A 26,364-nucleotide genomic window follows, 5' to 3' on the forward strand; every position below is an offset into this window, starting at 1 on the left:
GAGATGAGCGACAAGAACAATTGGATCGACCTGCGCAGCGACACCGTCACCCAGCCATCGGAAGCGATGCTCGCCGCCATGGCGGGCGCCGTTGTGGGCGACGACGTCTACGGCGACGACCCGTCGGTCAATCGCCTGCAGGAATATGCCGCCGACCTGTTCGGCTACGAGGCCGGCATGTTCGCCCCATCCGGCACCCAGACCAACCTGATCGCGCTGATGACCCACTGCGCTAGAGGCGACGAATACCTGGTCGGCCAGGAAGCCCACACCTACAAATACGAAGGCGGCGGCGCCGCGGTGCTGGGTTCGATCCAGCCGCAGCCGATCGCCAACCAGGCCGACGGCTCGATCTCGCTCGCGGACATCGAGGCCTACATCAAGCCCGACGACATGCATTTCGCGCGCACCCGCCTGCTGGCGCTGGAAAACACCATCGGCGGCCGCGTGCTGCCCCAGGATTACGTGAAGGCGGCGACAAGCCTGGCGCACAGCAAGGGCCTGGCCACCCACCTCGACGGCGCCCGCGTCTGCAACGCGGCCGTCAAGGCGGGCATCAGCCTGCGCGAGGCCGTGCAAGGTTTCGACACCGTGTCGGTCTGCCTGTCGAAGGGCCTGGGCGCACCGGTCGGCTCCGTGCTGCTGGGCCCCAAGGCCTTCATCGAGCAGGGCAAGCGCTGGCGCAAGATGCTGGGCGGCGGCATGCGCCAGGCCGGCGTGATCGCCGCGGCCGCGCAGTACGCGCTCGAGCACAACGTGGGGCGCCTGGCCGAAGACCACGACCATGCCGCTGCGCTGGCGCAGGGGCTGTCGCAGATCGAGGCCTTGAGGGTCGGTACTCCGCAGACCAATATCTTCTGGCTGGACATCCCGGCGGGCGCCTGCGAGCCGCTGCGCCAGTACCTGGCCCACGCCCGGATCCGCGCCTCGATCGGTCCGCGCACCCGCCTGGTGACCCACCTGGACGTATCAAGCGCCGACGTGGCGCGCACGGTCGAGGTGTTCCAGGCCTTCTTCGCTGATTGGCGCGGTCAATGATGGACAAGCAGGACACCAACACCGACGACGGCATCCGCCTGGCCAAGCGCGTCGCCGCGCAACTGGGCTGTTCGCGCGCCGAGGCCGAGCGTTATATCGCGGGCGGCGGCATCAGCGTCGACGGCCAGGTGATCGAAGACCCGGCCAGCCGCGTCCTGCCTTCGCAGGACGTGCGCGTACTGCCGGGCGCATCGAGCGAGGAGGCGCCGCCGGTGACCTTCCTGCTGCACAAGCCGGCCGGCTTCAATTCCGGCGTCGGTGCGCGCGGCGAGCCGGCACTGGCCTGCCTGACGGCAGAAGCGCATGACGCCCAGGGGCACGGCCAGCCGCGCTTCCTCAAGCGCCACCTGCACAAACTGAGCTTGAGCTCGCCGCTGGAAACGGACGCGAGCGGGTTGATGGTGTATACCCAAGATTTCCGGGTGGCGCGCAAGCTGGTCGACGATGCTGCGCGCGTGGAGCAGGAATTCGTGGTCGACGTCAGCGGCACGATCAGGGAAGGCGGGCTGGCGCTGCTGAACCATGGCTTGACGTTCAGCGGCAAGCCGATCGCACCGATGAAGGTCAGCTGGCAAAACGAACACCGGCTGCGCTTTGCGCTCAAGGATGCTCGTCCCGGGCTGATCGACCACATGTGCCGCGCGGTGGGGCTGGAGATCGTCGAGATGCGGCGCATCCGCATCGGGCGCGTGTCGATGGCGGGCCTGCAGGTGGGGCAGTGGAGGTATTTGCTCGATCATGAGCGGTTCTGATCTTTGCTGGCGCTCTGCCAGAAAAATCGGACGGAATGATGCCAGTGGCATCATTTCGGCCGTCGCCGGGACTCATGGGGGGCCAGTGGCCTGCATGACGGTCTGAAGCTTGCGGACTACGAAGTCGTTTCAAGCTACGTGCCTCAGTACGTCATTCCCGCGAAGTTACGTTAGCTCTTCGCCTTCACCCGCTTCGGCAACCCGATCAGGCGCGTCCCCGCCAGCCGGTCATGCAAGAACTGCCGGTCCTTGTCGAACAGCGCCGTCATCGCCCATGCGGCGATACCGATCAGGAAGGCGATCGCAATCTGCCCCTTGCCGTGCAGCCCGAAGGCCCAGCACGCGAGCAGCGCCGGCAGGAACCACCCCCAGGCCAGCAGGAAGCGCAGCGCCGCCGTCCGGAACGGCAGCTTGTGATACCCGAGCTTGACCACCTTGATGCGCCAGGTTTTCATGGCCAGCGTGTGCCCGGTATTGATCCAGCACCAGATGAAATAGGCGGCCGTCACCAGCAGCAGCCAGGCCTTCAGGCCTTCCTTGGCCACCGGGTGCTGGCTGTTCAGCGTCACCAGCATGTAGAAGGCGATCGCCAGCATCTCGACCGAGAACAGGAGCAGCGCTTCGTACAGCATGACGGTGACGCGGCGCAGGATGGTCGGGGTGAGGACGGGTGCAGGGTTAGTTGCTTGCATTCGGTGCGGATGTGGCGACGGAAGAGGGAGCGGCCGGTGTCGCGGCCGGCGCCGGTGAAGGCGCCGCGGCCGGTGTTGCGGACGGCGGCGCGGCCGTGGTCGCGGCCGGCGCGCTTGTGCTGGTCCCCGGGCTGGCGGCCATGGCAGGCACTGTTTGTGTCGGCAGGATGCACGAGGTACCGCGACGGGTGGCGCCCGGCGGGCAGCTGACCGGCGTGTCGATGATCGGCGAATGCGGCAGCGAGGGCACGCCCTGCGGCTTGGCGCCGGATCGCGCCAGCCGGCGCTTTTCTTCTTCGGACAGCTGCTTGTAGCTTTCCCAGGTCGCGGCCTTCTGGCCTGGCGCCAGCTTGCGGGTCTTGCTGTAGTTCTCGCGCGCCAGGTCGCGCTGGGCCGGGGTCAGGCGCATCCACTGGCGCATGCGCTCGTGCACGCGCTGCTGTTCGGCCGGGCTCATCGAGGCGAAACGCTGGGACATCTCGAGCCAGCGGCGCTTGCGGATGCCGTCCATGCCGTTCCATTCGGGCTGCAGGGGCTTGAGGGCGGTCTGCTGGGCGCGCGACAGTTCGCGCCACAGCGGCTTGTCGAGGGTCTTGGCGGGTGGCTTGGCGCCCGCTGCGATGGTGCTTGGCGCGCCGGCGCCGGGCGCGGCGGGCGCAGTGGATTCGGACTTGTTATAGATCGCCCAGGTCGCGGCCCCGGCGATCAAGACCGCTGCCGCAGTTGCAACAACGGCGATGCGGGGCTTCGGCGCGGATTTCGTCATTGCTGGCGCTGTTGCGACTCCACATAGGCGTTGAAACCATGGTCGAGGTAAGCGGTCAGCGGCAGTTCGTCGGCCAGCACGGCCGCGTCGATCTCGGCGATCGCGGCCAGGCGCTGCTGCTGTTCGTACTGGTACACGCCGCCCATGCCGACGACCAGCGCCAGCATCGGCACCGCGACGGCGAGGCGCGCCAGGGCCGGTCCGGTGAAGAGGGCGTGGATGTCGACCAGTGGCCGCTTGCCCGCCTTGACCGGCGCGGCGCCCGGCTTCTTGCGCGACATGGCGCGCGCACGCGCCGCGGCCAGCCGGTCGGTCGTCGAAACCGGCAGCGCGTCGAGGTTCTCGTTCAGGGCATGGCGTACCTTGTACGCCAGGTTGATGTCGTCGGTGTTCATAGCTTGATTCCCTTGGCCTTGAGCGCCGCGGCGAGGGCGTGGGTTGCGCGTGAGCAGTGCGTCTTGACGCTTCCCTCGGAACAACCCATCGCTTCGGCCGTCTCGGCCACGTCCATATCCTGCCAGTAACGCATAAGGAAGGCTTCCCGTTGACGCGCAGGGAGCTTTTCTACTTCCTGCTCGATCAGGCGCAAGGTTTGGGCACGCTCGAACTGGTCGGCGCTTGACTCCGCCGCCGCCGTACCTGCCTCCGCTTCATAGGAAGAAAGTATATCAAATTCCTCGTCGTCGCCGTCCGGCCGGCTGAAGCCCGAGAAGAGGCTGATCCATGTATTGCGGACCTTTTCGCGGCGGAAGTAGTCGAGGATGGTTGTCTGCAGGATGCGCTGGAACAGCATCGGCAGCTCGGCGGCCGGCTTGTCGCCGTATTTCTCGGCCAGCTTGATCATGGCGTCCTGCACGATGTCGAGCGCCGACTCGTCCTTGCGAACCGCATAGACCGCCTGCTTGAACGCGCGCCGTTCGACATTCTCGAGGAAGTCGTTGAGTTCTTTGTCTGTGGCCATGCGTTGTTGGAAGGGCGCTTGATGCGAATGCCGTAAGGAAAACTATCGAATCCTAGCAAAATTCCCAAGACAGCGCATCGAAATCGCTCAGTTGCAGGCCAGCAGCGTCGTCGGGCGTTTCCCGCGCTGCCCTCCGGTTGAGTCGTTTTTTACGCAGTTTGGCGCACCAGCGCGGTGCCGCCATTAATTTTTTTATTGAAGTCTTGACCAAAATGGTGCAACGCAGTAATGTGTTCCAATGCTTTGCACCCCCGAAGCTCCCCAGTCACCTGGTCAAGGCCCACACGCCATCTCCAGATCGACGCGCTTTCATTTGTAGGCAGTTTGCTCCGACCCGCGCCACAAGCGCGAGAGATGCGTATAAACGCTACAGACACTCAAGCCGAACGAGTTGCGCCCAGCGCCCGTGCGTAAGGACCCTACGGTGTCCCGAAACACAGACGTGCACGCAGAGAGAAGGGAAGCATGAGCACTGTTGCGCATTTCGCATTTCGTTAGGAACGGGCATCCGATCAAACTCCCATTGGGTCTTGAAAGGAATGTACATGAGTAACGAAACAGCGGCCTCCGGGTCGTCAGCTCCGATCACGGGCGCTGAAATCGTGGTGCGTTGTCTCGCGGAAGAGGGCGTCAAGCACGTCTTCGGTTATCCCGGCGGGGCAGTCCTCTATATCTACGACGCCATCTTCAAGCAGGACAAGTTCCAGCACGTCCTCGTTCGCCACGAACAGGCCGCGGTCCACGCCGCAGACGCCTATTCGCGCAGCTCCAACACCGTCGGCGTTGCCCTCGTGACCTCCGGTCCGGGCGTGACCAATGCCGTCACCGGCCTGTCCACGGCCTACATGGATTCGATCCCGATGGTCGTCATTTCCGGCCAGGTGCCGAGTCATGCGATCGGCCAGGATGCCTTCCAGGAATGCGACACCGTCGGCATCACCCGCCCCGTGGTCAAGCACAACTTCCTGGTCAAGGATGTCCGCGAGCTGGCATCGACCATCAAGAAAGCCTTCTTTATCGCCCGCACCGGCCGTCCCGGCCCCGTGCTGGTCGATATCCCGAAGGACATCAGCATGCACAAGTGTGCGTACGACTACCCTCGCGAGATCGAGATGCGTTCGTACAAGCCGGTGGACAAGGGCCACGCCGGCCAGATCCGCAAGGCGGTCCAGCTGCTGCAGGGCGCCGAACGCCCGATGATCTACGCGGGCGGCGGCGTCATCCTGGCGAACGCCTCGGATGAACTGAACCGCATGGTCGAGAAGACCGGCTTCCCGGTGACCAATACGCTGATGGGCCTGGGCGCCTCGCGCTCCTCCAGCCCGCATTTCGTGGGCATGCCCGGCATGCACGGCACCTATGAAGCGAACATGGCGATGCAGCATTGCGACGTCCTGATCGCCATCGGCGCGCGCTTCGACGACCGCGTGATCGGCAATCCGAAGCACTTCGCCAGCAACCCGCGCAAGATCATCCACATCGACATCGACCCCTCGTCGATCTCGAAGCGGGTCAAGGTCGACATCCCGATCGTCGGCAACGTCAAGGACGTGCTGGTCGAACTGCTGTCGCAGCTGGACGCGTCCACGGCCTCGACCAACACCCATGCGCTGCAGGCCTGGTGGAAGCAGATCGCCGAATGGCGCGGCAAGGACTGCCTGGCCTATGCATCGTCGAGCGAGCTGATCAAGCCGCAGTCGGTCATCGAGCAGCTGCACAAGGTGACCAAGGGCGACGCCTTCATCACCTCGGACGTCGGCCAGCACCAGATGTGGGCCGCGCAGTACTACGGCTTCGACAAGCCGCGCCGCTGGATCAACTCGGGCGGCCTGGGCACCATGGGCGTCGGCCTGCCGTACGCGATGGGCGTGCAGATGGCGAACCCGGATGCGACGGTCGCCTGCGTCACCGGCGAAGGCTCGATCCAGATGTGCATCCAGGAGCTCGCGACCTGCAAGCAATACCACCTGACGCCGAAGATCATCCTGCTGAACAACCGCTTCCTCGGCATGGTCCGCCAGTGGCAGCAGATCGACTACGGCTCGCGCTATTCCGAGTCCTATATGGACTCTTTACCCGATTTCGAAAAGCTGGCCGAGGCCTACGGCCACGTGGGCATGCGCATCGAGAAGCCGGGTGACGTCGAGGGTTCGCTGGTCGAGGCCTTCGCCATGAAGGACCGCCTGGTGTTCATGAACTTCATCACCGACCAGAGCGAGAACGTCTGGCCTATGGTCAAGGCCGGCAAGGGCCTGAACGAAATGCTGCTCGGCTCGGAGGACCTGTAATGCGACACATCATTTCCGTCCTCCTCGAGAACGAAGCCGGCGCGCTGTCGCGCGTGGTCGGACTGTTCTCGGCACGTGGCTACAACATCGAAACCCTAACCGTGGCGCCGACCGAAGACGCGACCCTGTCGCGCATGACGATCGTCACCAGCGGCTCGGACGACATCATCGAGCAGATCACCAAGCACCTGAACCGCCTGATCGAAGTGGTGAAGGTGGTCGATCTCACCGAAGGCCAGCACATCGAGCGCGAGCTCATGCTCATCAAGGTGCGGGCGGTCGGCAAGGAGCGCGAAGAGATGAAGCGCACCGCCGACATCTTCCGCGGCCGCATCATCGACGTGACCGAGAAGACCTACACGATCGAGCTGACCGGCGCCAAGAGCAAGCTCGATGCCTTCATCGACGCCATCGACCGCACGTCGATCCTGGAGACCGTCCGTACCGGCGGCTCGGGCATCGGCCGCGGCGAACGCATCCTCAAGGTTTGACTACGACGATATCGAATACCCGTAGGGTGGGCGGGTCCCCCGCCCACGCGTTCAACTGACGCCTGCCTACCCACACAATTAAAATTTAAAGGAATGACCATGAAAGTTTTCTACGACAAAGACTGCGACCTCTCCCTCATCAAAGGCAAGAACGTCGCCATCATCGGCTACGGCTCGCAAGGCCACGCCCACGCCCAGAACCTGAGTGAATCCGGCGTCAACGTCACCGTCGGCCTGCGCCGCGGCGGCGCCTCGTGGAACAAGGTCGAAGCGGCCGGCCTGAAGGTCGCCGAAGTCGATGAAGCGGTCAAGAACGCCGACGTCATCATGATCCTGCTGCCGGACGAGAACATCGCCCAGGTCTACAAGGAGAACGTCGAGCCGAACGCCAAGCAGGGCGCCGTGCTGGCCTTCGCCCACGGCTTCAACGTGCATTACGGCCAGGTCGTGCCGCGCGCCGACCTCGACGTGATCATGGTCGCACCGAAGGCCCCGGGCCACACCGTGCGCGGTACCTACACCCAGGGTGGCGGCGTGCCGCACCTGATCGCCGTCTACCAGGACAAGTCGGGTTCGGCACGCGACATCGCGCTGTCGTATTCGATGGCCAATGGCGGCGGCCGCGCCGGCATCATCGAGACCAACTTCCGCGAAGAGACCGAGACCGACCTGTTCGGCGAGCAGGCCGTGCTCTGCGGCGGCGCCGTCGAGCTGATCAAGGCCGGCTTCGAAACCCTGACCGAAGCGGGCTACGCGCCGGAAATGGCGTACTTCGAGTGCCTGCACGAACTCAAGCTGATCGTCGACCTGATCTACGAAGGCGGCATCGCCAACATGAACTACTCGATCTCGAACAACGCGGAATACGGCGAGTACGTCACCGGCCCGAAAGTCGTCACCTCGGCCACCAAGGATGCGATGCGCCAGTGCCTGAAGGACATCCAGACCGGCGAGTACGCGAAGAGCTTCATCCTCGAGAACAAGGCCGGCGCCCCGACCCTGATCTCGCGCCGCCGCCTGACCGCCGAGCATCCGATCGAGGAAGTCGGCGCGAAGCTGCGCGCGATGATGCCGTGGATTGCGAAGAACAAGCTGGTCGACCAGTCGAAGAACTGATGTCGTACGGTGGGCGGGTGATCTCGGGCATCGTCCGAGATCACCCGCCCACCATACAATTAAAGACAGTTGCAACGGTTCATTACAAATCTACGAAGGAAGTTGTGAAGCCAGTATCGTATAAGTGACGCGGACATCCGTCGCAACTACTGGAGAACAACAATGAAACTTTCGAAATCGCTCGCTGTCGCAGCCCTGATGCTGGCATGCCAGGCCCAGGCCCAGACCGTGACTGCACCATCGACCACGGGCACCCTGGTCGTGGTCCCGGCCTTCGGCGAAGTGAAGCATGCCAACGACCAGGCCACCGTCACCTTTGCGGTTGAGGAGCACGACAAGGACAAGAACGCCGCTGCGGCACGCGTGAACCGCAAGATGAAGGAGGGAACCGAGATCGTGCGCCGCGCCGATCCGAAGGCCGAGCTCAAGACGATGGGTTACTACACCTATCCGGTGTACCCCGAGGTGCCGCCCATGCCGCAACCCGCGGTGCGCACCCCGGTGAAGCCGGTGCCGGTTGCCTGGCGCGTCGGCCAGTACCTGGAGGTGAAGACCACCAACCTGGCAGACCTGCCGAAGACCGCCGCCGCAGCGCAAAAAGTTCTGCAGATCAACAACGTGAACTTCGGCCTGAGCCCGGAACTGGAAAAGCGTCTCGACGACCAGCGCATCGCCGCGACCTACCGCAACCTGAACGAGCGCATCGTCTCGATCGCCAACGCGATGGGACGCAAGCCGCTGGATGCGGTGCTCGATACGGTCGATTTCGAAGGATCGGGTAATTACGCGGGCGACGGACAGGCCGCGGGTGCGCCAATGATGATGCAGGCCCGTGCGATGAAGGAAGCGTCCGACGCGATGCCGGAACCGAGCTTTGAACCGGGAGAAACCACGCTCCAGATGCGTCTGGTAGGCAAGGTGCGATTCAAGTAAACATAGCCATTCGCTAACATGGGTTCCCGCCTCTATAATGCTGGGAACAGCATTACTTGAATACGGATCCTTATGCCAACATTTCCACGACGCCGACCACCTGGAGCAGGGCCAAAACCGCCACGTTTCTCGCGACTGAAAAAGCGCTTCGGGCGCCGGGCGGATGACCGTGTCCAGGGCGAGCGCGGCCGCGGCATCTACCTGCTGCCGAACGCGTTCACCACCGGCGCGCTGTTCTGCGGCTTCTACGCGATCGTCATGGCGATGAACCAGCGCTTCGAGCATGCGTGCTGGGCGGTGTTCATCGCGATGATCCTGGATGGATTGGATGGGCGGATCGCACGACTGACCAACACCCAGTCGGAGTTCGGCGCGCAGTACGACTCGCTGTCGGACATGGTGTCCTTCGGCGCGGCGCCGGCGCTGGTGATCTATGAATGGTCGCTGCGCGGCCTGGGCAAGCTGGGCTGGATCGCCGCCTTCATCTATTGCGCCGGGGCGGCGCTGCGGCTGGCGCGCTTCAACACCAACATCGAGGTGGTGGACAAGCGCTTCTTCCAGGGTTTGCCGAGCCCGGCGGCAGCGGCGCTGATCGTCGGCTTCATCATGATGATGACCGACCCGGACATCAACGTCAGCTCGCGCCAGGTGGACTGGGTGAGCTGGGGCTTGGCGGTGTTCGCCGGCCTGACGATGGTGTCGAACGTACCGTTTTACAGCTTCAAGGACGTGAACTTCCGCAAGTCGGTGCCGTTCATCGTGGTGTTCCTGATTGCCCTGGCCCTGGCGCTGCTGGCGATCGACCCACCGAAAGTGCTGTGGCCGATTTTTGTGATTTACGGCTTGTCGGGATATGCCGTGTTTGCCTGGCGCGCAGCCAAGGGCAAGCCGGTGAGCATCATCCCGCTCGACGACGACGAGCCGGACGACAGCGTGCGCCGCTAGCGCGGACCTTCGGGTCGGGCAGGGCGCCGCTAAACTTTTTAGCTTATGGAGCCTGCAATGCCTGACCTGCCTGCTGTCTTGCCAGATACTTCGCGCCTGATCATTTTCGACACCACCCTGCGCGACGGCGAGCAATCGCCCGGCGCCTCGATGACCAGGGACGAGAAGGTGCGCATCGCGCGCCAGCTCGAGCGCCTGCGGGTGGACGTCATCGAAGCCGGCTTCGCCGCGGCATCGCCGGGTGACTTCGAAGCGATCCGCGCCATCTCGGCCGCGGTGCGCGAGTCCACCATCTGCTCGCTGTCGCGCGCCAACGACCGCGACATCGCCCGCGCCGCCGAAGCGCTGGCGCCTGCCGCGCGCAAGCGCATCCACACCTTCATCGCCACCTCGCCGCTGCACATGCAGGTGAAACTGCGCATGGAGCCGGAGCAGGTGCTGGAGCAGGCCAGACTCGCCATCCGCTACGCCCGCAATCACACCGACGACATCGAGTTCTCGCCCGAGGACGGCAGCCGTTCGGAAGAAGACTTTTTATGCCGGGTGCTGGAAGCGGTGATCGCGGAAGGCGCCACCACCATCAACTTTCCCGACACCGTGGGTTACGCCGTGCCCGAGGAATTCGGCCGGCGCATCCTGCGCCTGCGCGAGCGCGTGCCCAATTCCGACAAGGCCATCTGGTCGGTGCACTGCCATAACGACCTGGGCCTGGCGGTGGCCAATTCGCTGGCCGGCGTCACCATCGGCGGCGCGCGCCAGATCGAATGCACCATCAACGGCCTGGGCGAACGGGCCGGCAACACCTCGCTGGAAGAAGTCGTGATGGCGCTGCGCACGCGCGCCGACTATTTCAACCTGACGGTCGGCGTCGACACCACCCAGATCGTGCCGGCCTCGAAAATGGTTTCGCAGATCACCGGCTTCGCGGTGCAGCCGAACAAGGCGGTAGTGGGCGCCAACGCTTTTGCCCACGCCTCCGGCATTCACCAGGACGGCATTTTGAAGGCGCGCGAGACCTACGAGATCATGCGTGCCGAGGACGTGGGCTGGACCACCAACAAGATCGTGCTGGGCAAGCTGTCCGGCCGCAACGCGTTCAAGTCGCGCCTGCAGGAGCTGGGCATCGCGCTGGAATCCGAGGCCGAGGTAAATGCGGCATTCGCGCGCTTCAAGGAGCTGGCCGACCGCAAGGCCGAGATCTTCGACGAGGACATCATGGCGCTGGCATCGAGCGCGGACCATGAGCAGGCGGGCGAGATCTACCGCCTGGTGTCGCTGGCACAGCGCTCGGAGACCGGCGAGCTGCCGCATGCACGGGTCGTGTTCTCGGTGGAGGACAGGGAAGTGTCGGCCGAGTCCTCGGGCGATGGGCCGGTGGATGCGGTGATTACGGCGATCGAGAGCGTGGTCAAGAGCGGGGCGGAGCAGGTGCTGTTTTCGATCAATGCGATCAGCAACGGGCCCGCTTCGCAGGGTGAAGTCACGATCCGCCTGTCGCATTCGGGGCGCATCGTCAATGGCGTCGGGGCCGATCCGGACATCATCGTGGCGTCGGCCAAGGCGTATCTGTCCGGGCTGAACAAGCTGCATTCGAAGGTGGAACGCGTGAATCCGCAGGGCGTTTAAGGACGCTTTTTCCGCTGTCCTGGCGAAATCGGCAATTCGGTGCCATGTTGTATTCTTCCTCCTACCGAGCCGGCAGCCGCTGCCGTGCGGGTTTACCTGGATACACGGCACACTTCGCTATGAATATTGCACAGTTTATTTCGGACAACATGGAGCGCATTCTCGTTGAATGGGAAGCGTTCGCTGCAACGTTTGGAGCGGCTGCCGACAAGATGTCCAGCGAGGAACTGCGTGACCATGCCAGGCAGATCCTCGAGTTCGTTGCCAAGGATATCCAAACCGCCGAGAGCGACCAGGAAAAGCAATCGAAGTCCCGGGGGCTGGATTCGCACCGCGCACGCAATGATAGTGCTTCCTCGACGCACGGGAGATTGCGTTATGCGAGCGGGTTCACCTTGCTTCAGCTCATTGCCGAGTACAGGGCCTTGCGCGCAAGCGTGCTCAAGCTTTGGCAAGAAGAATGTGGCGGCACGCCGCCAGGCAGTGTGCACGACATCACACGCTTCAACGAAGCAATCGACCAGTCCCTTGCCGAGGCGGCGGTGGCATATTCGGACAGGCTGAATGAAACGCGTGATATGTTCATCGCGATATTGGGACATGATCTACGCAGCCCGCTCGCCGCCACCATGACGGCGGGCATTTATCTTTCGCGACCTGGTGCATTCGACGATCGGGTCAGCCAGATCGGGGTGCGTATCAAGCGCAGCGCAGCCAGCATGAACGGCATGGTCAATGATCTCCTGGGGCTCGCGCGTACGCAGTTGGGTGATGGGATCCAGATTCAGCGCAAGCCCTGTGATCTGCTGGAGATGTGCCAGTGGGCGCTGGAGGACGCCAGCGCCTCGCACCCTCGGGCCGAGTTCAGGTTGCATGCGCTCGGTGAGCTGATTGGACATTTCGACCAGGCTCGATTGCAGCAAATGCTGACGAACCTGGCCAACAATGCAGCCCAGTACGGCACACCCGGAAAGCCCATCGACGTCGAGATCCTTGGTGAGGCAGAGCGGGTCGTGATCAGTGTACGAAATGAAGGTCCGGAAATTCCTGCAAATGTATTGCCAACGCTCTTCAGCTCACTTGTGCAGCTACCACAACACGAGGGCGATGTGCGGCCGCGAAGCAGTCTCGGACTGGGACTGTTCATCGCCAAGCAAATAGCAGTGGCACATGGCGGGGAGATCCATGTACGTTCGAGTGCAGTCGAGGGCACCGTGTTCACGGTAGAAGTGCCCCGGCAATAGCAGGCTAGCGCCCCTGCCTGTAACTCGGGTCATACATCGGGTCCGGCCCGTTGAGCATTTGTCGTACGATGCCCTGGCGGTCGAAATGCACGTGCATGAGCGAATTCCATACCTTCGCTTCCTTGTACCGGTACGACCATACCTCGTAGTTCTTCATTGCCACGGCAGACTTCTCGGCCGGCCGCCCGATCGTGCGCAGCACGTCTTCCTTGGTCGCCTCATCGATCTTGATGGTGGCAAACTTCTCGCCGGTGAGCACCTGCTCGTAGGACACCAGTCGCCCGTCCGCGCCGATATGCGCCATCCAGGTGAACTGGCCCATCGGCCCGGTTGCGTACTCGAAGAGACGGTCGTTGCCGGCGCCATAGATGCTGGTGGGCGCCCCCATCTTGGTCTGCACGATGGCTTCCGAATCGCCGATGCTCGGGGCCTGGCGCGGCATCCCGGCGCAGCCGCCGAGCATGACGAGCGCCGTCGATGTTGTAAATCTGATCAATTTGTTCATCATTTGACCCCGTAAACGCTCCAAAACGCCATGATCCACCTTTCGGGCGGTGCAAACAGTGGCCGCACGCCCTGTTTTCCCCTATACTGGCGGGTCTGTCCGTTTTGGGCAGCGAAGTTGTCAACAATATTGTCAATCACGGTGCGCTGGGGTTTCGACTCTTGCACCGCATGTGAAAGGTAACATCATGTCCGTAGAACACATCAACAAAGCCGCGATCATCGCGGACAACGCACGTGGCCAGAACGATACCGGTTCGCCGGAAGTCCAGGTCGCACTGCTGACCGCACGCATCAACGAACTGAACGGTCACTTCAAGGAACACAAGAAGGATCACCACTCGCGTCGTGGCCTGATCATGATGGTTAACCGCCGTAAGAGCCTGCTGTCCTACCTGAAGAGCAAGGATGCAACCCGTTACCGCGACCTGATCGCCAAGCTCGGCCTGCGTAAGTAATCGTTGGTCAAGACGATTTAGTCACGAAATGCCTGCGCCAGATACCTGTCGCGGGCATTTTTTGTTTTTGTTGTTTGTAGTTTTTGCAGTGATGGCGGGAAAGCAATTCCGTCTGTGGTGAGGTGAACGACAGCCCCTGAAAATCTGTCGGCAAAATGAAAGGGATTACCCATGTTTAATAAAGTTTCGAAAACCTTCCAGTACGGTCAACACACGGTCACCCTGGAGACGGGTGAAATCGCGCGCCAGGCAAGCGGCGCCGTCGTCGTGTCGGTCGAAGATACCGTCGTGCTGGCAACCGTAGTCGCACGCAAGGACGCCAAGCCGGGCCAGGACTTCTTCCCGCTGACCGTCGACTACATGGAAAAGACCTATGCAGCCGGCAAGATCCCAGGCGGCTTCTTCAAGCGCGAAGGCCGTCCTTCGGAAAAGGAAACGCTGACCTCGCGCCTGATCGACCGTCCGATCCGCCCGCTGTTCCCGGAAGGCTACCTGAACGAAGTCCAGGTCATCATCCACGTCCTGTCGGTCAATCCTGAAATCGACCCGGACATCCCTGCGATGATCGGCGCCTCGGCTGCGCTGTGCATCGCCGGCATCCCGTTCAACGGCCCGATCGGCGCGGCGCGCGTTGGCTACGCGAACGGCCAGTACATCCTGAACCCGACCACCACCGAGCTCAAGACCTCGCAGATGGACCTGGTCGTGGCAGGCACCGAAACCGCCGTGCTGATGGTGGAATCGGAAGCGCAACAATTGTCGGAAGAAGTCATGCTCGGCGCGGTCGTGTTCGGCCACGAGCAGATGCGTGCCGTGATCGATGCGATCCACGACCTGGTGGCCGAAGGCGGCAAGCCGGAAGTCGAGTGGAACCCGGCGCCGAAGAACGAAGAACTGATCGCCCGCGTGACCGACCTGGCCGCCGAGAGGGTCCGTGACGCCTACCAGACCCGCGAAAAGTCGGCGCGCCAGCAGAAGCTGAAGTCGCTGTCGTCGGAAGTCATGGCTGCCCTGGCAACCCAGGGCGTCGCCGCGGATGCCGGCGAAGTCGGCAACATCCTGTTCGACATGGAAGCCAAGGTCGTGCGTACCCAGATCCTGGACGGCGAGCCGCGCATCGACGGCCGCGACACCCGCACCGTGCGTCCGATCGCGATCCGCACCAGCGTGCTGCCGCGTACCCACGGTTCGGCCCTGTTCACCCGCGGCGAGACCCAGGCACTCGTGGTCGCCACCCTCGGCACCGCGCGCGACAGCCAGAAGATCGACGCGCTGATGGGCGAGTACACCGACGACTTCATGATGCACTACAACATGCCTCCGTTCGCCACCGGCGAAACCGGCCGCGTGGGCACCCCGAAGCGCCGCGAAGTCGGCCACGGCCGCCTGGCCAAGCGCGCGCTGGTCGCCGCACTGCCCAACCCGGAAGACTTCAGCTACTCGGTGCGCCTGGTCTCGGAAATCACCGAGTCGAACGGCTCCTCGTCGATGGCTTCGGTCTGCGGCGGCTGCCTGGCACTGATGGACGCCGGCGTCCCGATGAAGGCGCACGTCGCCGGCATCGCCATGGGCCTGATCAAGGAAGGCGGCAAGTTCGCGGTCCTGACCGACATCCTGGGTGACGAAGACCACCTGGGCGACATGGACTTCAAGGTCGCCGGTACCCCGGCAGGCATCACCGCGCTGCAGATGGACATCAAGATCCAGGGCATCACCAAGGAGATCATGCAGGTCGCGCTGGCGCAAGCCAAGGAAGCGCGCCAGCACATCCTGGCCGAGATGCAGCGCGCCGTGCCGAGCGTGAAGACCGAACTGTCGGACTTCGCGCCGCGCCTGATCACCATCCGCATCAACCCGGAAAAGATCCGTGACGTGATCGGCAAGGGCGGCGCCGTCATCCGCGCGCTGACCGAGGAAACCGGCACCCAGATCGACATCACCGACGAAGGCGTGGTCACCATCGCTTCGGTCGACGCCGCCGCCGGCCAGGAAGCCAAGCGCCGCATCGAAGAGCTGACCGCATCGGTCGAAGTGGGCAAGACCTACGACGGCACCGTGCTCAAGCTGCTCGACTTCGGCGCCATCGTGCAGGTCATGCCGGGCAAGGACGGCCTGCTGCACATCTCGCAGATCGCCAACGAGCGCGTGAACGCGGTTGCCGACTACCTGAAGGAAGGTCAGCAAGTGCGCGTGAAGGTCCTCGAGACCGACGAACGTGGTCGCCTGAAGCTGTCGATGAAGGCGGCTGATCCGGTCGAGGGCGCGGCGCAGTAATTTGCACCCGGCCTGAGCGGTTCGCCGCTCTCCATAAAAAACCGCCAGTGCGTGAGCCTGGCGGTTTTTTTATCTGCAACGCATTAGGGTTTGATGGAGCACAATGAGTACGGAAAGCAAGATCCGAGAATCCTAAGCAACTGCTTCCTTTCCCAGGCAAAGCATGCGTTCCCTCATCCCCGCAATCTGCCTGTCGCTCTGCCTGCAAGCCTGCGGCGGCAACACCTCGGTCGCCCTGTTCTTCGAATGGGGCACATGCGACTTCGACCGCGAACGCTGGGCGCAGGCGGACCGGGTCGCACGCGGCTGCATGATGCGCTCGTTCCTCGACAAGCATCCGGCGGTCGGCATGTCGGTTGTCGAGATCAAATTATGGCTGGGCGAACCCAGCAGCTACGCCGACTTCGAGGACCCGGCCTACCTGGTCGCCCAGGCTGCGTCGAATGGCGGCGCCGGCCGGGAACAGCTTCTGGTCTTTCGCATCGACCGGCTGACCGGCCGCGTCATCGAGGTCGCGTTGCGCCCATTTACCTGAATAGTCGCCTTTTTAAATGGCGCTGTCACCTCCACAGTGACAGCGCTATTTTTTTCGCCGCCAGGCCGCGCACGGGACAACATCGTTTCGTGACCAAATTGCAAGAAGTGTTATAGTTGTTCATTTCCATAAGGATGGGACCGCACGCGTGCGTTCGCGTAGCAGCCCACTTAAATCAACCGTCCAGACTAGGAATCGAACAGATGACCACCAAGGATTACGCCGCCCGCATCAGCCAGCTCATCCAGGATCACCAGGCCGAGATCGGCGCCGAGTGGATTTCCCAACTGGAAGCGCTGACCGTGCGCGGCACCGCCAGCTCGCGTGACCAGCTGCGCAGCCATTGCCAGCAATTCCTGTCGGCGTTCGGCAATGCCACCCGCGCTGGCGAACTGGACAATATCGAACACCGTTCCTGGGACGAGGTGCGCGACCTGCTGGCCGAGATCTCGTCCAGCCGCGCCAGGTCGGGCTCGACCCCGGCCGAAACCGCCACTTTCGTGTTCTCGCTGAAGCAGCCCTTGTTCGCACGCCTGCTCCAGGGCTTCGAAGGTGACAAGGAAGCTGTAGCGGCCGCCTCCTGGACGATCAATACCCTGCTCGACAAGCTGGGCCTGTACACCATCGAGGTGTTCCAGAAAACCAAGGACCAGATTATCGTGCGCCAGCAGCAGGAACTGCTCGAGCTGTCGACGCCGGTCGTCAAGCTGTGGAACGGCATCCTGGCGCTGCCGCTGATCGGCACCCTCGATTCGGCCCGCACCCAGGTGGTGATGGAAAACATCCTGCAGAAGATCGTCGACACCGGCGCCATGATCGCCATCATCGACATCACCGGCGTGCCGACCGTCGACACCCTGGTGGCCCAGCACTTGATGAAGACCATCGCCGCCGCGCGCCTGATGGGCGCCGACTGCATCATCAGCGGCATTCGCCCGCAGATCGCCCAGACCATCGTGCACCTCGGCGTGAACCTCGAGGACGTGGTCACCAAGGCCACCCTGGCCGACGCCTTCCTGGTCGCGCTCGAGCGCACCGGCACCTCCATCGTCGCCAAGTCGTAAGCGTCGCCATGGAACGCATTCCTATCTTGCGCATGGGCGACCTGTTGCTGGTGACGATCCAGGTCGACATGCATGACCGCCTTGCCATGCAGCTGCAGGACGACCTCACCGAGCGCATCGTGAGCGACGGCGCCAAGGGCGTCCTGATCGACATTTCGGCGCTCGACCTGGTCGACTCCTTCATCGGCCGCATGATCAGCAATACCGCCGCCATGGCGCGCGTGCTGGATGCCCAGACCGTGGTGGTCGGCATGCAGCCGGCGGTGGCGATTACCCTTGTCGAGCTGGGCCTGACCCTGCACGGCGTGAAGACTGCGCTCAACGTCGAGAAGGGCATGACCCTGCTCGGAAAGCGCTATCAGTGATGATCGACACGCAATCCAATGCAGTCCCCTTCGAGACTGCGCTGCTGGACAGCCACCGCCAGCACCGCACCGCACGCGTCAACCTGCGCCTGCAATCGGACGAGGACGTCGTGGGCCTGCGCAAGCAGGTGCGTGAGCGCGCGGTGGCCATTGCGTTGTCCCTGGTCGACCAGACCAAACTGGTGACGGCCGCCAGCGAACTGGCACGCAACACGATCAAGTATGGCGGCGGCGGCGCGGTCTGCCTCGACAGCCTGGATGATGGGGTCCGCAAGGGCATCGGCCTGCTGTTCATGGACGCCGGTCCCGGCATCCCGGACATCGACAGCGCGCTGCGCGACGGCTTCACCACCGGCGGGGGGCTGGGCCTCGGCCTGGGCGGGTCGAAAAGACTGGTCGACGAATTCGACCTCGACAGCCGTCCGGGAGAGGGCACCGCGGTGCTGATCGTTAAATGGAAACGCTGATCAGTTCACTCACCAGTCATATGGTGCACACGGTGACCCACGCCAGCGACGTCGCGGCGGTGCGCCGCGCCGGCCAGCGGCTAGCCGACGAACTCGGTTTCGACGAGACCCGCGCCGGCAAGCTGGCGCTGATCATTACCGAAGCCGCCACCAACATCCTGAAGCACGCGGGCGAGGGCGAGATGCATATCGGGCCGGCGCAGTCCGCAAGCGGGGTCGGCATCGACGTCCTGGCGATCGACAGCGGGCCGGGCATCGTCGACGTCGACGCGTCCCTGGTCGACGGGATGTCCACCGCCGGCACCGCCGGCACCGGCCTGGGTGCACTGCGCCGCCTGTCCGACGAATTCGACGTCTACACGGCCCTCGGCAAGGGCGCCGTGTTTTTCATGAGGCTGTGGCGCGACGTGCCCCCTCCCGGGCCTTGCGCCGTCGAGGTGGGGGCGCTGTGGATGCCGATGGCGGGAGAAGACGAGTGCGGCGACGGATGGGCGGTACGCTGCGATCCGCGTGGCGCCACGCTGCTCGCGGCGGACGGTTTGGGACATGGCCCCGAGGCGGCGCGCGCCGCCGCCGCCGCCATCAAGGCGCTGGCCGAGCGCAAGGCGCCGCGTGCCGAGGAACTGATGCAGGCTGCCCATGAGGCGCTGCGCCCGACACGGGGGGCTGCGCTGGCCACGGCGCGCATCGAATTCGAGGACGACGAGCTGCGCTTCGCCGGAATCGGCAACATCGCCGGCTGCGTGATCGACGACGGCCGCCGCGCGCTGGTGTCGCACAATGGCATCGTCGGCCACAACATGCGCAAGGTGCAGGAATTCCCGCTGCCGTTCGGCCGCGGCGCGCTGTGCATCATGCATTCGGACGGCATCCAGACCCAGTGGGACCTGAACAAGTACCCCGGGCTGGCGGGCCGCAGCGCGGTGCTGATCGCCGCCGTGCTGATGCGCGATTTCATCCGCCGCCGCGACGACGCGATGGTGCTGGTGGTGCGCCGCCACGGAGGCCTCGCGTGAATCAGCGCATCCTGAACGTCGCCCTCGACAGCGACCAGGACGTGGTCCTGGTGCGCCAGCGTGCGCGCCAGGTGTCCGAGCTGCTGGGCTTCTCGCAGCAGGACCAGGTCCGCATCGCCACGGCCGTATCGGAAGTGGCGCGCGTGGCCTGCTACCAGGGGTCGGGCGGGCGCGCGGTGTTCGTGCTCGATGGCGAACGTACGCGCCAGGCGCTCGAAGTGACCATCAACCCGGGCACCCGACCGCGCAAGGTCTCGACCCTGCCGGACAGCGAGCAAACCCTCACCAGCGCCTTGCCGGCGCTGGCCCTGATCACGGCGCACCGCCTGATGGACTCGTGCGACGTCGAGCCGGAGCAGGGCGCGGCCACCGCGATCACGATGCGCAAGGCGCTGCCGCCGCAGGCCCCGGTCACGCCGGCAGGCCTGGCCGAGGTGGCCGCGCGCCTGTCAGGCAGTCCGGTATCGAATACGCTGCAGGAACTGCAGCTGCAGAACCAGGAGCTGGTGGCGACCCTGGCCGAGCTGCGCGAGCGCCAGGAAGACTTGCTGTCGCTGACGCGCGAGCTGGAAGACACCAACCGCGGGATCGTCGCGCTGTACGCCGAGATCGAGGACAAGGCCGAGCGCCTGCGCAAGGCCGACGAGATGAAGTCGCGCTTCCTGTCCAACACCAGCCACGAATTGCGCACCCCGCTGTCCTCGATCCGTGCCCTGTCCCAGCTGCTGCTGGCCCGCATGGACGGCGAACTGACGACCGAGCAGGAACGCCAGGTGCAGTTCATCGCGACTGCCGCCAACGACTTGTCGGAACTGGTCAACGACCTGCTCGACCTGGCCAAGATCGAGGCCGGCAAGGTCGAGGTGTACCCGGCGCCGGTGGTGGTCGACAACCTGTTCCGTGCGCTCAAGGGAATGATGCGTCCGCTGGTCGACGAAGGCCGGGTCGAGCTGGTGTTCGAGGCTTCGGAGGATATCGACAGTTTCGATTCGGACGAAGGCAAGATCGCACAGATCCTGCGCAACTTCATCTCCAACGCGCTCAAGTTCACCGAACACGGCGCGGTGCGCGTCACCGCAAACTACGACGCGCAGGGCGAGGCCATCGTCTTCGCGGTGCAGGACACCGGGATCGGCATCAGCCCGGACGCCCTGCAACTGATTTTTGAAGAATTCAGCCAGATCGAGCACCCGCTTCAGCGGCGCAGCAAGGGCACCGGCCTCGGCCTGCCGCTGTGCCGCAAGCTGGCCGAGCTGCTGCATGGACGCGTCGACGTCGCCAGCACGGTGGGCGTGGGCTCGACCTTCACCTTGAGCCTGCCGCGGCGCTTTCCGCAACACCTTCCGCAACACCTTCCGATGTCACGCCAAGACGGAACCGAATCATGAAAGCCAATTCGACCCTGATCCTCAACGTCGACGACAACGACGGCGCCCGCTATGCCAAGAGCCGCCTCCTGCAGGGGGCCGGCTTCGAAGTGGTCGAGGCGACCAATGGCACCGATGCACTGGAGATGGTCGCGCGACTATGTCCGGCACTGGTGGTGCTGGACGTGAAGCTCCCCGACATCAACGGCATCGAAGTCTGCCGCCGCATCAAGGCCAGCCCTGACAGCAGCATGGTGCTGGTGCTGCAGACCTCGGCCGCGCTGACCGGCCGTGCCGACAAGATCCGCGGCCTGGAAGGCGGCGCCGACAACTACCTGGCGGCGCCGATCGAGGCCGACGAGCTGATCGCCAACGTGAATGCACTGCTGCGCATGCACCAGACCCAGGCCGAGCTGCGCGACAGCGAGGAGCGCTTCCGCCAGATCACGGACAACATCGACGACGTGTTCTGGATGTTCAGTGTCCCGGACGGCAAGCTGGTCTACGTCAGTCCGGCGTATTCGACGGTCTGGGGCAGCAGCGTGGAGTCGCTGCGCGAGCGGCCCGAAGGCTGGCTGGACGCGGTGCACCCGGACGACCGCGAACGCGTCAAGCAGCGCTGGCGCCAGCTGGCGGAGGCGCCGCACTACGACGACGAGTTCCGCATCCATGGCCCGGACGGCCGCACCCACTGGGTGCGCGACCGCCTGTTCGCAGTTCGCGACCCGCATGGCGAGGTGGTCCGGGTGGCGCGCGTGACCAGCGACATTACGGCGCGCAAGGAGATGGAAGCGCTGCTGCGCGCGGCCGACCGCAACAAGAACCAGTTCCTGGCCACGCTCGCCCACGAGCTGCGCAACCCGCTCAGCCCGATCCGCAACGCGGCCGCGCTGCTGGGGGCGACCGCCGACGGGGGCGGCAGCAACGCCGCCGAGCGCCAGGCGCGTGCGCGCGAAGTCATCACCCGCCAGGTCGACCACCTGGCCCACCTGGTCGACGACCTGCTCGACGTGGCCCGAATTTCCGAGGGCAAGATCGTGCTGCGCACCGAAGAGGTCGACCTGGGCGCCGTGATCGCCCAGGCCATCGAGACCGCCGGTCCGCTGATCACGGCGCGCGGCCACGCGCTGGACGTTCAGCTGCCGGAGCAGGAGGTGTGGGTGATGGGCGACCCGGTGCGCCTGGCGCAGTCGGTCGGGAACCTGCTGCACAACGCGGCCAAGTTTACGCCCACCGGCGGCAAGATCGATGTCAGCGTCAAGGTGCTGGACGGCGAGCGGGTGCAGATTGCGGTGCGCGACAACGGCATCGGCATCGCCGAGGACAACCTGGCGCGCATCTTTACCATGTTCGCCCAGGTCGACGTGCCGCCGGACCGCGCCCCCGAAGGACTGGGCATCGGTTTGTCGCTGGTGTCGCACCTGCTCGAGCTGCATGGCGGGCTCTTGTCGGCGCAAAGCCCCGGCATCGGCATGGGCAGCACCTTCACGGTCGAACTGCCGCTGCTGCGCGTGAGCGCGCCCCTGGCCAGCGCCTTGCACTCCGAGACGCCGGAAACAGGGGGCAGCGGCATGCGCGTGCTGCTGGTGGACGACAACGTCGATGCGATGGAGATGATGGGTTTCCTGCTGGCCGAAATGGGCTATGAGACCTGCAGCACCTCGGACGCCGCCGAGATCGAGGAGCTGGCGCTGCGCCACAAGCCGCAGGTCATCGTGCTCGACATCGGCTTGCCCGGCATCGACGGCTACGAGGTGGCGCGCCGCATCAAGAAGAACCCGGCGCTGTCCGGCATCCGGCTGGTGGCCCACACCGGCTACGGCTCGCCGGAAGACCGCCGGCGCGCGATGGATGCCGGTTTCGACGCCCACCTGGTCAAGCCGGCCGAGCTGCCGGACCTGGAGCGGGCGCTGAGAGGCTAGGGCAGGTAGAATACCGGCTCAGGAGGAACGGCCTCCCCCGCAGTGGGTGCAATGACCGGGACGGCCCGGCTTTTCGAAAGGAGAGCCGGATCATGGCTTGGTTGATGTTGTTGGTTGCTGGTGTTTTCGAAGTGGTGTGGGCGGTGGCGATGAAGCAGTCGGACGGCTTCAGCAAGCTGTGGCCCTCTGTCGTCACGCTGGTCGCCATGGCGGTCAGTTTTTTCCTGCTCGCCGCGGCGATGCGCAGCATTCCCCTCGGAACCGCCTATACGATCTGGACCGGCATTGGTGCGGTCGGCGCGTTCGTGGCCGGCATTAGCTTGCTGGGAGAGCAGGTCAATGCCATGCGTGTCATCGCGGCGGTGCTGATCGTGTGCGGGTTGGTGATGATGAAATTGTCGGCCGACTGAGGTCGTAAAAAAGCCCCGCATCGCGGGGCTTTCCACATCAGGGTGCGAACACGGATTACTTCTCCGTCACCGTGAACTCGCCGAAGGTCTTGAGCTGCTCGCCCACCGCCTTCGGATCGCCCACCACCACGATCGACTGGTTCTCCGGCGCGAAGTATTTCTTTGCTACCACCCGCACCTGTTCCGGCGTGACCTTCTGGATGCGCGGCACGTATTCGCCGAGGAACTCGGCCGGCAGGCCGATCAGCCAGTTCTGCGCCAGGGTCGCGGCGACCGAGCGCTGCAGCTGGTTGCTGATCATGTAGCCGCCAGCCACGTAGCGCTTGTTCATCTCCATTTCCTTGGCCGGTACCAGCTCGGTGCCGATGCGTTTGTACTCCGACAAGAACTCGTTGATCGCTGCACCGGTGACCTCGTTGCGCACGTCGGCGCCGCCGACGATCGCACCGCCCGCGCGGTTCAGGCGCGCACCGGCCGAGGCGCCGTAGGTGTAGCCTTTTTCTTCGCGCAGATTGGTGTTCACGCGGCTCGAGAAGCCGCCGCCGAGGATGGTGCTGGCCAGGCGCAGGGGGATCTGGTCCTCCGCACTGGCGGCGATGCCCGGGCTGCCCAGGCGCACGGCGGACTGTACGCTCTTGTCACGCTGCAGCAGGATGCGCGCCGGCTTGGCATCGGCTGGCGCCGCGGCCGTATCAGGCAGGGCCGGGCCGCTGGCCTTCCAGTCGCCGAAGGCCTGTTCGGCCATTTTCAGCGCGTCGGCTTCCTTCACCGGGCCGGTGATCACCAGCAGGGCGCGGTCCGGGCGCATGCGTTTTGCGTGCTCGGCGCGCAGCATGTCCTGGGTCACGGCATTGATCGCTTCCACCGTCGGGGTGGTGCGGGCATAGGGGTGCTCGCCATAGATCGCGCGGCTGATGGCGCGCTCGGCGCGGAAGCCCGGCTGGGTCTCGGATACGCGCAGCGACTGCAGCGCATTGGCCTTGGCCAGCTTGACTTCGCTTTCCGGGAAGGACGGCGTGCGGGCGACCTCGGCCAGCAGCTGCATCATCGGCGTGGCCTGCGAGGCCAGCGCGTTGGCAGAGACCACGATGCCGTCCGACGAGGCGCTGGCGCCGACTTCACCGCCCATGCCCTGGGCCGCTTCGGCGATCGCGCGCGAGTCGCGCTTGGCGCTGCCTTCGTTGAGCAGGCCGGCCAGCATGTTGGCGAAGGCCGGGGTTTGCGGCGTGTCGGCCGCGAAGCCGGCGCCGCGGATGGCCAGCACGTAGTCCACGCGCGGCAGGCCCTTGCGCGGCACGACCCAGACGGTCAGGCCGTTGCCCAGGGTTTTCTTGGTGATCTTCGGCACCGGGATCGGATTGTCCTTGCCGTAGGCCGGCATCGGCAGTGATTTTTCCGCGCCGGGCGCGGAGCTTGCGGCATATGCGGCGACCGGCGCGAACGCCAGGGTGACAGCCATTGCGAGCATCAGTTTTTTCATCGATGCGCTCCTTATTTGTTAGCGGCAGCAGCCGGGGCGGCAGGCGCGGCAGGCGCGGCAAGCATCGCGGCCGGCTTGCGGTCAATGACGGTACGGTTGGTCGGCACCAGGTAGGTGCGCACCGCGCGCTGGATGTCTTCCGAGCTCACGCCTTCGATCAGGCCGGGGATCTTGTTGACCACGTTTGCGTCGCCCCACATCACCTGCATCTTCGCCATCATGTCGGCGCGGTTGATGAAGCTCTCGAGCTGGTTGTTCCAGTTGGCCAGCAGGCGGGTCTTGACGCGCTTGAGCGCGGCGGCATCCACGCCGTCCCTGGCGACCTTGGCGAGCTCCTCATCCATCGCCTTGAGCATGGCGTCGGCGCTGCTGTTCGGCTTGTACAGGGCGAACACGGTCAGCAGGGTCGGACCGTCGTATTCGAAGGGACCGGTCAGGCCGAACAGCGAGTCGACGTTCAGTGCGATCTCGCGGCCTTTCACCAGGCCCTGGTAGAACAGCGAAGCGTCGCCGCCGGCCAGCAGTTCGCCCAGCACGGCCATGGCGGCCTGGTCGCGGTGGCCGCGCGGCGGCATCTTCCAGGCGGCGGCGATCGCCGGCACCTGGGCCAGGGCGTCGCTCTGCACCAGGCGCTTCTCCTGGGTGTTCAGGCCTTCGCTGAAGTCGGTCGGCTTCGGCGTCGGGCGGGCCGGGATCTTGCCGAAGTACTTCTCGGCCAGCGCGAAGCCCTGCGCCGGGCTGATGTCGCCGGCGATCGCGATCACGGCGTTGTTCGGGCCGTAGTAGTCGCGGTGGAAGGCGCGCACGTCGTCCAGGCTGGCGTTCTCGAGGTCTTCGAAGCTGCCGTAGCCGTCATGGTTGTTTTCCCATTTCTGGAAGGCGTGCTGGCCGATGTCGATCCACATGAAGCCGCCGTAGGGCTGGTTCTTCACGTTCACGCGGATCTCTTCCTTCACCACGTCCTGCTGGTTCTTCAGCGTGGCCGGGTTGAAGTCGAGCGTCTTCATGCGGTCCGCTTCCAGCCACAGGATCGGTTCCAGCGCCGAGCGGGGAGCGGTCTCGATGTAGTTGGTGTAGTCGGCACGGGTCGAGCCGTTGTTGCGGCCGCCGCCACCGGTGATGGTGGTGTCGAACACGCCTTTCTTGGCGTTCGGCGTGCCCTGGAACATCAGGTGTTCGAACAGGTGGGCGAAGCCGGTGCGGTTCTTCGGCTCCAGGCGCATGCCCACCTTGTAGACGACCGATACGCCGACGGTCGGCGAGCTGCGGTCTTCGGTGACGATGACCGTCAGGCCGTTATCGAGTTTCTTGACAGCGACCGGCAGGGTCCACTGGTCCGCGGAGGCGGCGAACGCCGACAGCGAGAACGTGAGCCCGGCCAGCAATACAGGTAAATGGCGCATGCGCATTGGTTGACCTCGTAATGTACTCAGGAAGATGAAGCTGTACAGACAGCCTGGACCGTCTTGCGCAGAATCTTAGCTCAATGGAATGCCAATAAGTAATCTTTTTTTAGTGGGCCGTGGGCAAGCTGTCGATGCATATGGCGCTCCAGGGGGCGTTTTCTGCAGTTCATCGCAGATTGGTGGGCGATTGCGGCCCGAGCGGCTATAGTTGCATCATGATAATTTTATGCAGTTGGAGAATGGT

Annotated in this window: 26 protein-coding genes; 19 read left to right on the forward strand and 7 right to left on the reverse strand. The window is 64.4% G+C overall.

Annotation, left to right across the window (positions count from 1 at the left end):
* Positions 1-3 precede the first annotated feature (3 nt).
* Entirely contained in the window at positions 4-1,038 is a 1,035-nt protein-coding gene (ltaE, locus tag AC56LU_RS19420) for a low-specificity L-threonine aldolase (protein ID WP_497177255.1), read from the forward strand.
* Positions 1,035-1,790, forward strand: coding sequence for an rRNA pseudouridine synthase (locus AC56LU_RS19425; RefSeq protein WP_497177256.1), 756 nt, complete (start codon positions 1,035-1,037; stop codon positions 1,788-1,790). Before ltaE ends, AC56LU_RS19425 begins: the two co-directional genes overlap by 4 nt.
* 170 nt (positions 1,791-1,960) lie before the next feature.
* Here the strand turns inward: AC56LU_RS19425 and AC56LU_RS19430 are convergent, their stop codons facing one another.
* The 4 genes from AC56LU_RS19430 to AC56LU_RS19445 are packed head-to-tail and all read right to left on the reverse strand — an operon-like array spanning position 1,961 to position 4,209.
* Positions 1,961-2,482, reverse strand: coding sequence for an RDD family protein (locus AC56LU_RS19430; protein ID WP_497177257.1), 522 nt, complete (start codon positions 2,480-2,482; stop codon positions 1,961-1,963).
* Positions 2,469-3,248 carry a DUF3106 domain-containing protein gene (locus AC56LU_RS19435; RefSeq protein ID WP_497177258.1) on the reverse strand — a complete coding sequence of 260 codons (780 nt, stop codon included), beginning with the start codon at positions 3,246-3,248 and terminating at the stop codon, positions 2,469-2,471. Before AC56LU_RS19435 ends, AC56LU_RS19430 begins: the two co-directional genes overlap by 14 nt.
* Positions 3,245-3,643: a DUF3619 family protein gene (locus AC56LU_RS19440; protein ID WP_497177259.1), complete on the reverse strand. Its 399-nt coding sequence runs from the start codon at positions 3,641-3,643 to the stop codon at positions 3,245-3,247. Before AC56LU_RS19440 ends, AC56LU_RS19435 begins: the two co-directional genes overlap by 4 nt.
* Positions 3,640-4,209 (reverse strand): RNA polymerase sigma factor, encoded by a 570-nt coding sequence (locus AC56LU_RS19445; RefSeq protein WP_497177260.1) that lies wholly within the window; start codon positions 4,207-4,209, stop codon positions 3,640-3,642. The genes AC56LU_RS19440 and AC56LU_RS19445 overlap by 4 nt, the downstream gene beginning before the upstream one ends.
* 545 nt (positions 4,210-4,754) lie before the next feature.
* Between AC56LU_RS19445 and AC56LU_RS19450 the strand changes: the two genes are divergently transcribed.
* The 7 genes from AC56LU_RS19450 (at position 4,755) to AC56LU_RS19480 (ending at position 12,852) form a co-directional block, all read left to right on the forward strand.
* Positions 4,755-6,497, forward strand: a complete 1,743-nt coding sequence (locus AC56LU_RS19450) for an acetolactate synthase 3 catalytic subunit (protein ID WP_497177261.1) — start codon at positions 4,755-4,757, stop codon at positions 6,495-6,497.
* Positions 6,497-6,988, forward strand: a complete 492-nt coding sequence (ilvN, locus tag AC56LU_RS19455; protein WP_050406919.1) for an acetolactate synthase small subunit — start codon at positions 6,497-6,499, stop codon at positions 6,986-6,988. The genes AC56LU_RS19450 and ilvN overlap by 1 nt, the downstream gene beginning before the upstream one ends.
* A 99-nt stretch (positions 6,989-7,087) precedes the next feature.
* A complete protein-coding gene (ilvC, locus tag AC56LU_RS19460) occupies positions 7,088-8,104 on the forward strand; it encodes a ketol-acid reductoisomerase (RefSeq protein WP_497177262.1) in 1,017 nt (338 codons plus the stop codon).
* A 162-nt stretch (positions 8,105-8,266) separates the two neighbouring features.
* Positions 8,267-9,037, forward strand: coding sequence for an SIMPL domain-containing protein (locus AC56LU_RS19465; protein WP_497177263.1), 771 nt, complete (start codon positions 8,267-8,269; stop codon positions 9,035-9,037).
* 72 nt (positions 9,038-9,109) lie between these two features.
* Entirely contained in the window at positions 9,110-9,982 is an 873-nt protein-coding gene (pssA, locus tag AC56LU_RS19470; protein ID WP_497177264.1) for a CDP-diacylglycerol--serine O-phosphatidyltransferase, read from the forward strand.
* Between the two features lie 57 nt (positions 9,983-10,039).
* On the forward strand, positions 10,040-11,608 hold the full coding sequence (locus AC56LU_RS19475; protein WP_497177265.1) for a 2-isopropylmalate synthase: 1,569 nt from the start codon (positions 10,040-10,042) through the stop codon (positions 11,606-11,608).
* Positions 11,609-11,727: 119 nt separating this feature from the next.
* Positions 11,728-12,852 (forward strand): ATP-binding protein, encoded by a 1,125-nt coding sequence (locus AC56LU_RS19480; RefSeq protein ID WP_497177266.1) that lies wholly within the window; start codon positions 11,728-11,730, stop codon positions 12,850-12,852.
* A 4-nt stretch (positions 12,853-12,856) separates the two neighbouring features.
* Here AC56LU_RS19480 and AC56LU_RS19485 read toward each other — a convergent pair whose 3' ends face one another.
* Positions 12,857-13,357: a hypothetical protein gene (locus AC56LU_RS19485; protein ID WP_497177267.1), complete on the reverse strand. Its 501-nt coding sequence runs from the start codon at positions 13,355-13,357 to the stop codon at positions 12,857-12,859.
* Between the two features lie 187 nt (positions 13,358-13,544).
* Here AC56LU_RS19485 and rpsO point away from each other — a divergent pair, with 187 nt between their 5' ends.
* From rpsO to AC56LU_RS19535, 10 genes are all read left to right on the forward strand, one after another.
* Entirely contained in the window at positions 13,545-13,814 is a 270-nt protein-coding gene (rpsO, locus tag AC56LU_RS19490) for a 30S ribosomal protein S15 (protein ID WP_497177268.1), read from the forward strand.
* 171 nt (positions 13,815-13,985) lie between these two features.
* Positions 13,986-16,088, forward strand: a complete 2,103-nt coding sequence (pnp, locus tag AC56LU_RS19495; RefSeq protein WP_497177269.1) for a polyribonucleotide nucleotidyltransferase — start codon at positions 13,986-13,988, stop codon at positions 16,086-16,088.
* Positions 16,089-16,251: 163 nt separating this feature from the next.
* A complete protein-coding gene (locus AC56LU_RS19500) occupies positions 16,252-16,623 on the forward strand; it encodes a hypothetical protein (RefSeq protein WP_497177270.1) in 372 nt (123 codons plus the stop codon).
* Positions 16,624-16,826: 203 nt separating this feature from the next.
* Positions 16,827-17,687: an STAS domain-containing protein gene (locus tag AC56LU_RS19505; protein WP_497177271.1), complete on the forward strand. Its 861-nt coding sequence runs from the start codon at positions 16,827-16,829 to the stop codon at positions 17,685-17,687.
* Between the two features lie 8 nt (positions 17,688-17,695).
* A complete protein-coding gene (locus AC56LU_RS19510) occupies positions 17,696-18,052 on the forward strand; it encodes an STAS domain-containing protein (RefSeq protein WP_497177272.1) in 357 nt (118 codons plus the stop codon).
* Complete coding sequence (locus AC56LU_RS19515; protein WP_497177273.1) at positions 18,052-18,519, forward strand: anti-sigma regulatory factor; 468 nt, start codon at positions 18,052-18,054, stop codon at positions 18,517-18,519. The genes AC56LU_RS19510 and AC56LU_RS19515 overlap by 1 nt, the downstream gene beginning before the upstream one ends.
* The gene (locus tag AC56LU_RS19520; RefSeq protein ID WP_497177274.1) at positions 18,507-19,535 is read left to right on the forward strand and encodes an ATP-binding SpoIIE family protein phosphatase; all 1,029 of its coding nucleotides are present in this window, start codon (positions 18,507-18,509) and stop codon (positions 19,533-19,535) included. Before AC56LU_RS19515 ends, AC56LU_RS19520 begins: the two co-directional genes overlap by 13 nt.
* Positions 19,532-20,923: a sensor histidine kinase gene (locus AC56LU_RS19525; protein WP_497177275.1), complete on the forward strand. Its 1,392-nt coding sequence runs from the start codon at positions 19,532-19,534 to the stop codon at positions 20,921-20,923. Before AC56LU_RS19520 ends, AC56LU_RS19525 begins: the two co-directional genes overlap by 4 nt.
* On the forward strand, positions 20,920-22,824 hold the full coding sequence (locus tag AC56LU_RS19530; protein ID WP_497177276.1) for an ATP-binding response regulator: 1,905 nt from the start codon (positions 20,920-20,922) through the stop codon (positions 22,822-22,824). Before AC56LU_RS19525 ends, AC56LU_RS19530 begins: the two co-directional genes overlap by 4 nt.
* A 92-nt stretch (positions 22,825-22,916) precedes the next feature.
* Positions 22,917-23,234, forward strand: a complete 318-nt coding sequence (locus tag AC56LU_RS19535) for a DMT family transporter (protein ID WP_497177277.1) — start codon at positions 22,917-22,919, stop codon at positions 23,232-23,234.
* A gap of 55 nt (positions 23,235-23,289) precedes the next feature.
* Here the strand turns inward: AC56LU_RS19535 and AC56LU_RS19540 are convergent, their stop codons facing one another.
* Together AC56LU_RS19540 and AC56LU_RS19545 are read right to left on the reverse strand one after the other, a co-directional pair.
* A complete protein-coding gene (locus tag AC56LU_RS19540; RefSeq protein ID WP_497177278.1) occupies positions 23,290-24,714 on the reverse strand; it encodes a M16 family metallopeptidase in 1,425 nt (474 codons plus the stop codon).
* Between the two features lie 11 nt (positions 24,715-24,725).
* On the reverse strand, positions 24,726-26,117 hold the full coding sequence (locus AC56LU_RS19545; protein WP_497177279.1) for a M16 family metallopeptidase: 1,392 nt from the start codon (positions 26,115-26,117) through the stop codon (positions 24,726-24,728).
* Between the last annotated feature and the right edge of the window lie 247 nt (positions 26,118-26,364).

Source organism: Telluria sp. PB2R4, from assembly GCF_059685695.1.

Coding starts and splice junctions, on each gene's coding strand:
- rpsO (WP_497177268.1), top strand. CDS start 13,545: ATGTCCGTAGAACACATCAACAAAGCCGCGATCATCGCGGACAACGCA.
- AC56LU_RS19500 (WP_497177270.1), top strand. CDS start 16,252: ATGCGTTCCCTCATCCCCGCAATCTGCCTGTCGCTCTGCCTGCAAGCC.
- AC56LU_RS19530 (WP_497177276.1), top strand. CDS start 20,920: ATGAAAGCCAATTCGACCCTGATCCTCAACGTCGACGACAACGACGGC.
- AC56LU_RS19440 (WP_497177259.1), bottom strand. CDS start 3,643: ATGAACACCGACGACATCAACCTGGCGTACAAGGTACGCCATGCCCTG.
- ilvN (WP_050406919.1), top strand. CDS start 6,497: ATGCGACACATCATTTCCGTCCTCCTCGAGAACGAAGCCGGCGCGCTG.
- AC56LU_RS19545 (WP_497177279.1), bottom strand. CDS start 26,117: ATGCGCCATTTACCTGTATTGCTGGCCGGGCTCACGTTCTCGCTGTCG.
- AC56LU_RS19520 (WP_497177274.1), top strand. CDS start 18,507: ATGGAAACGCTGATCAGTTCACTCACCAGTCATATGGTGCACACGGTG.
- AC56LU_RS19485 (WP_497177267.1), bottom strand. CDS start 13,357: ATGAACAAATTGATCAGATTTACAACATCGACGGCGCTCGTCATGCTC.
- AC56LU_RS19480 (WP_497177266.1), top strand. CDS start 11,728: ATGAATATTGCACAGTTTATTTCGGACAACATGGAGCGCATTCTCGTT.
- AC56LU_RS19535 (WP_497177277.1), top strand. CDS start 22,917: ATGGCTTGGTTGATGTTGTTGGTTGCTGGTGTTTTCGAAGTGGTGTGG.
- AC56LU_RS19475 (WP_497177265.1), top strand. CDS start 10,040: ATGCCTGACCTGCCTGCTGTCTTGCCAGATACTTCGCGCCTGATCATT.
- ilvC (WP_497177262.1), top strand. CDS start 7,088: ATGAAAGTTTTCTACGACAAAGACTGCGACCTCTCCCTCATCAAAGGC.
- pnp (WP_497177269.1), top strand. CDS start 13,986: ATGTTTAATAAAGTTTCGAAAACCTTCCAGTACGGTCAACACACGGTC.
- pssA (WP_497177264.1), top strand. CDS start 9,110: ATGCCAACATTTCCACGACGCCGACCACCTGGAGCAGGGCCAAAACCG.
- AC56LU_RS19510 (WP_497177272.1), top strand. CDS start 17,696: ATGGAACGCATTCCTATCTTGCGCATGGGCGACCTGTTGCTGGTGACG.
- AC56LU_RS19515 (WP_497177273.1), top strand. CDS start 18,052: ATGATCGACACGCAATCCAATGCAGTCCCCTTCGAGACTGCGCTGCTG.
- ltaE (WP_497177255.1), top strand. CDS start 4: ATGAGCGACAAGAACAATTGGATCGACCTGCGCAGCGACACCGTCACC.
- AC56LU_RS19435 (WP_497177258.1), bottom strand. CDS start 3,248: ATGACGAAATCCGCGCCGAAGCCCCGCATCGCCGTTGTTGCAACTGCG.
- AC56LU_RS19465 (WP_497177263.1), top strand. CDS start 8,267: ATGAAACTTTCGAAATCGCTCGCTGTCGCAGCCCTGATGCTGGCATGC.
- AC56LU_RS19445 (WP_497177260.1), bottom strand. CDS start 4,209: ATGGCCACAGACAAAGAACTCAACGACTTCCTCGAGAATGTCGAACGG.
- AC56LU_RS19450 (WP_497177261.1), top strand. CDS start 4,755: ATGAGTAACGAAACAGCGGCCTCCGGGTCGTCAGCTCCGATCACGGGC.
- AC56LU_RS19430 (WP_497177257.1), bottom strand. CDS start 2,482: ATGCAAGCAACTAACCCTGCACCCGTCCTCACCCCGACCATCCTGCGC.
- AC56LU_RS19425 (WP_497177256.1), top strand. CDS start 1,035: ATGATGGACAAGCAGGACACCAACACCGACGACGGCATCCGCCTGGCC.
- AC56LU_RS19505 (WP_497177271.1), top strand. CDS start 16,827: ATGACCACCAAGGATTACGCCGCCCGCATCAGCCAGCTCATCCAGGAT.
- AC56LU_RS19540 (WP_497177278.1), bottom strand. CDS start 24,714: ATGAAAAAACTGATGCTCGCAATGGCTGTCACCCTGGCGTTCGCGCCG.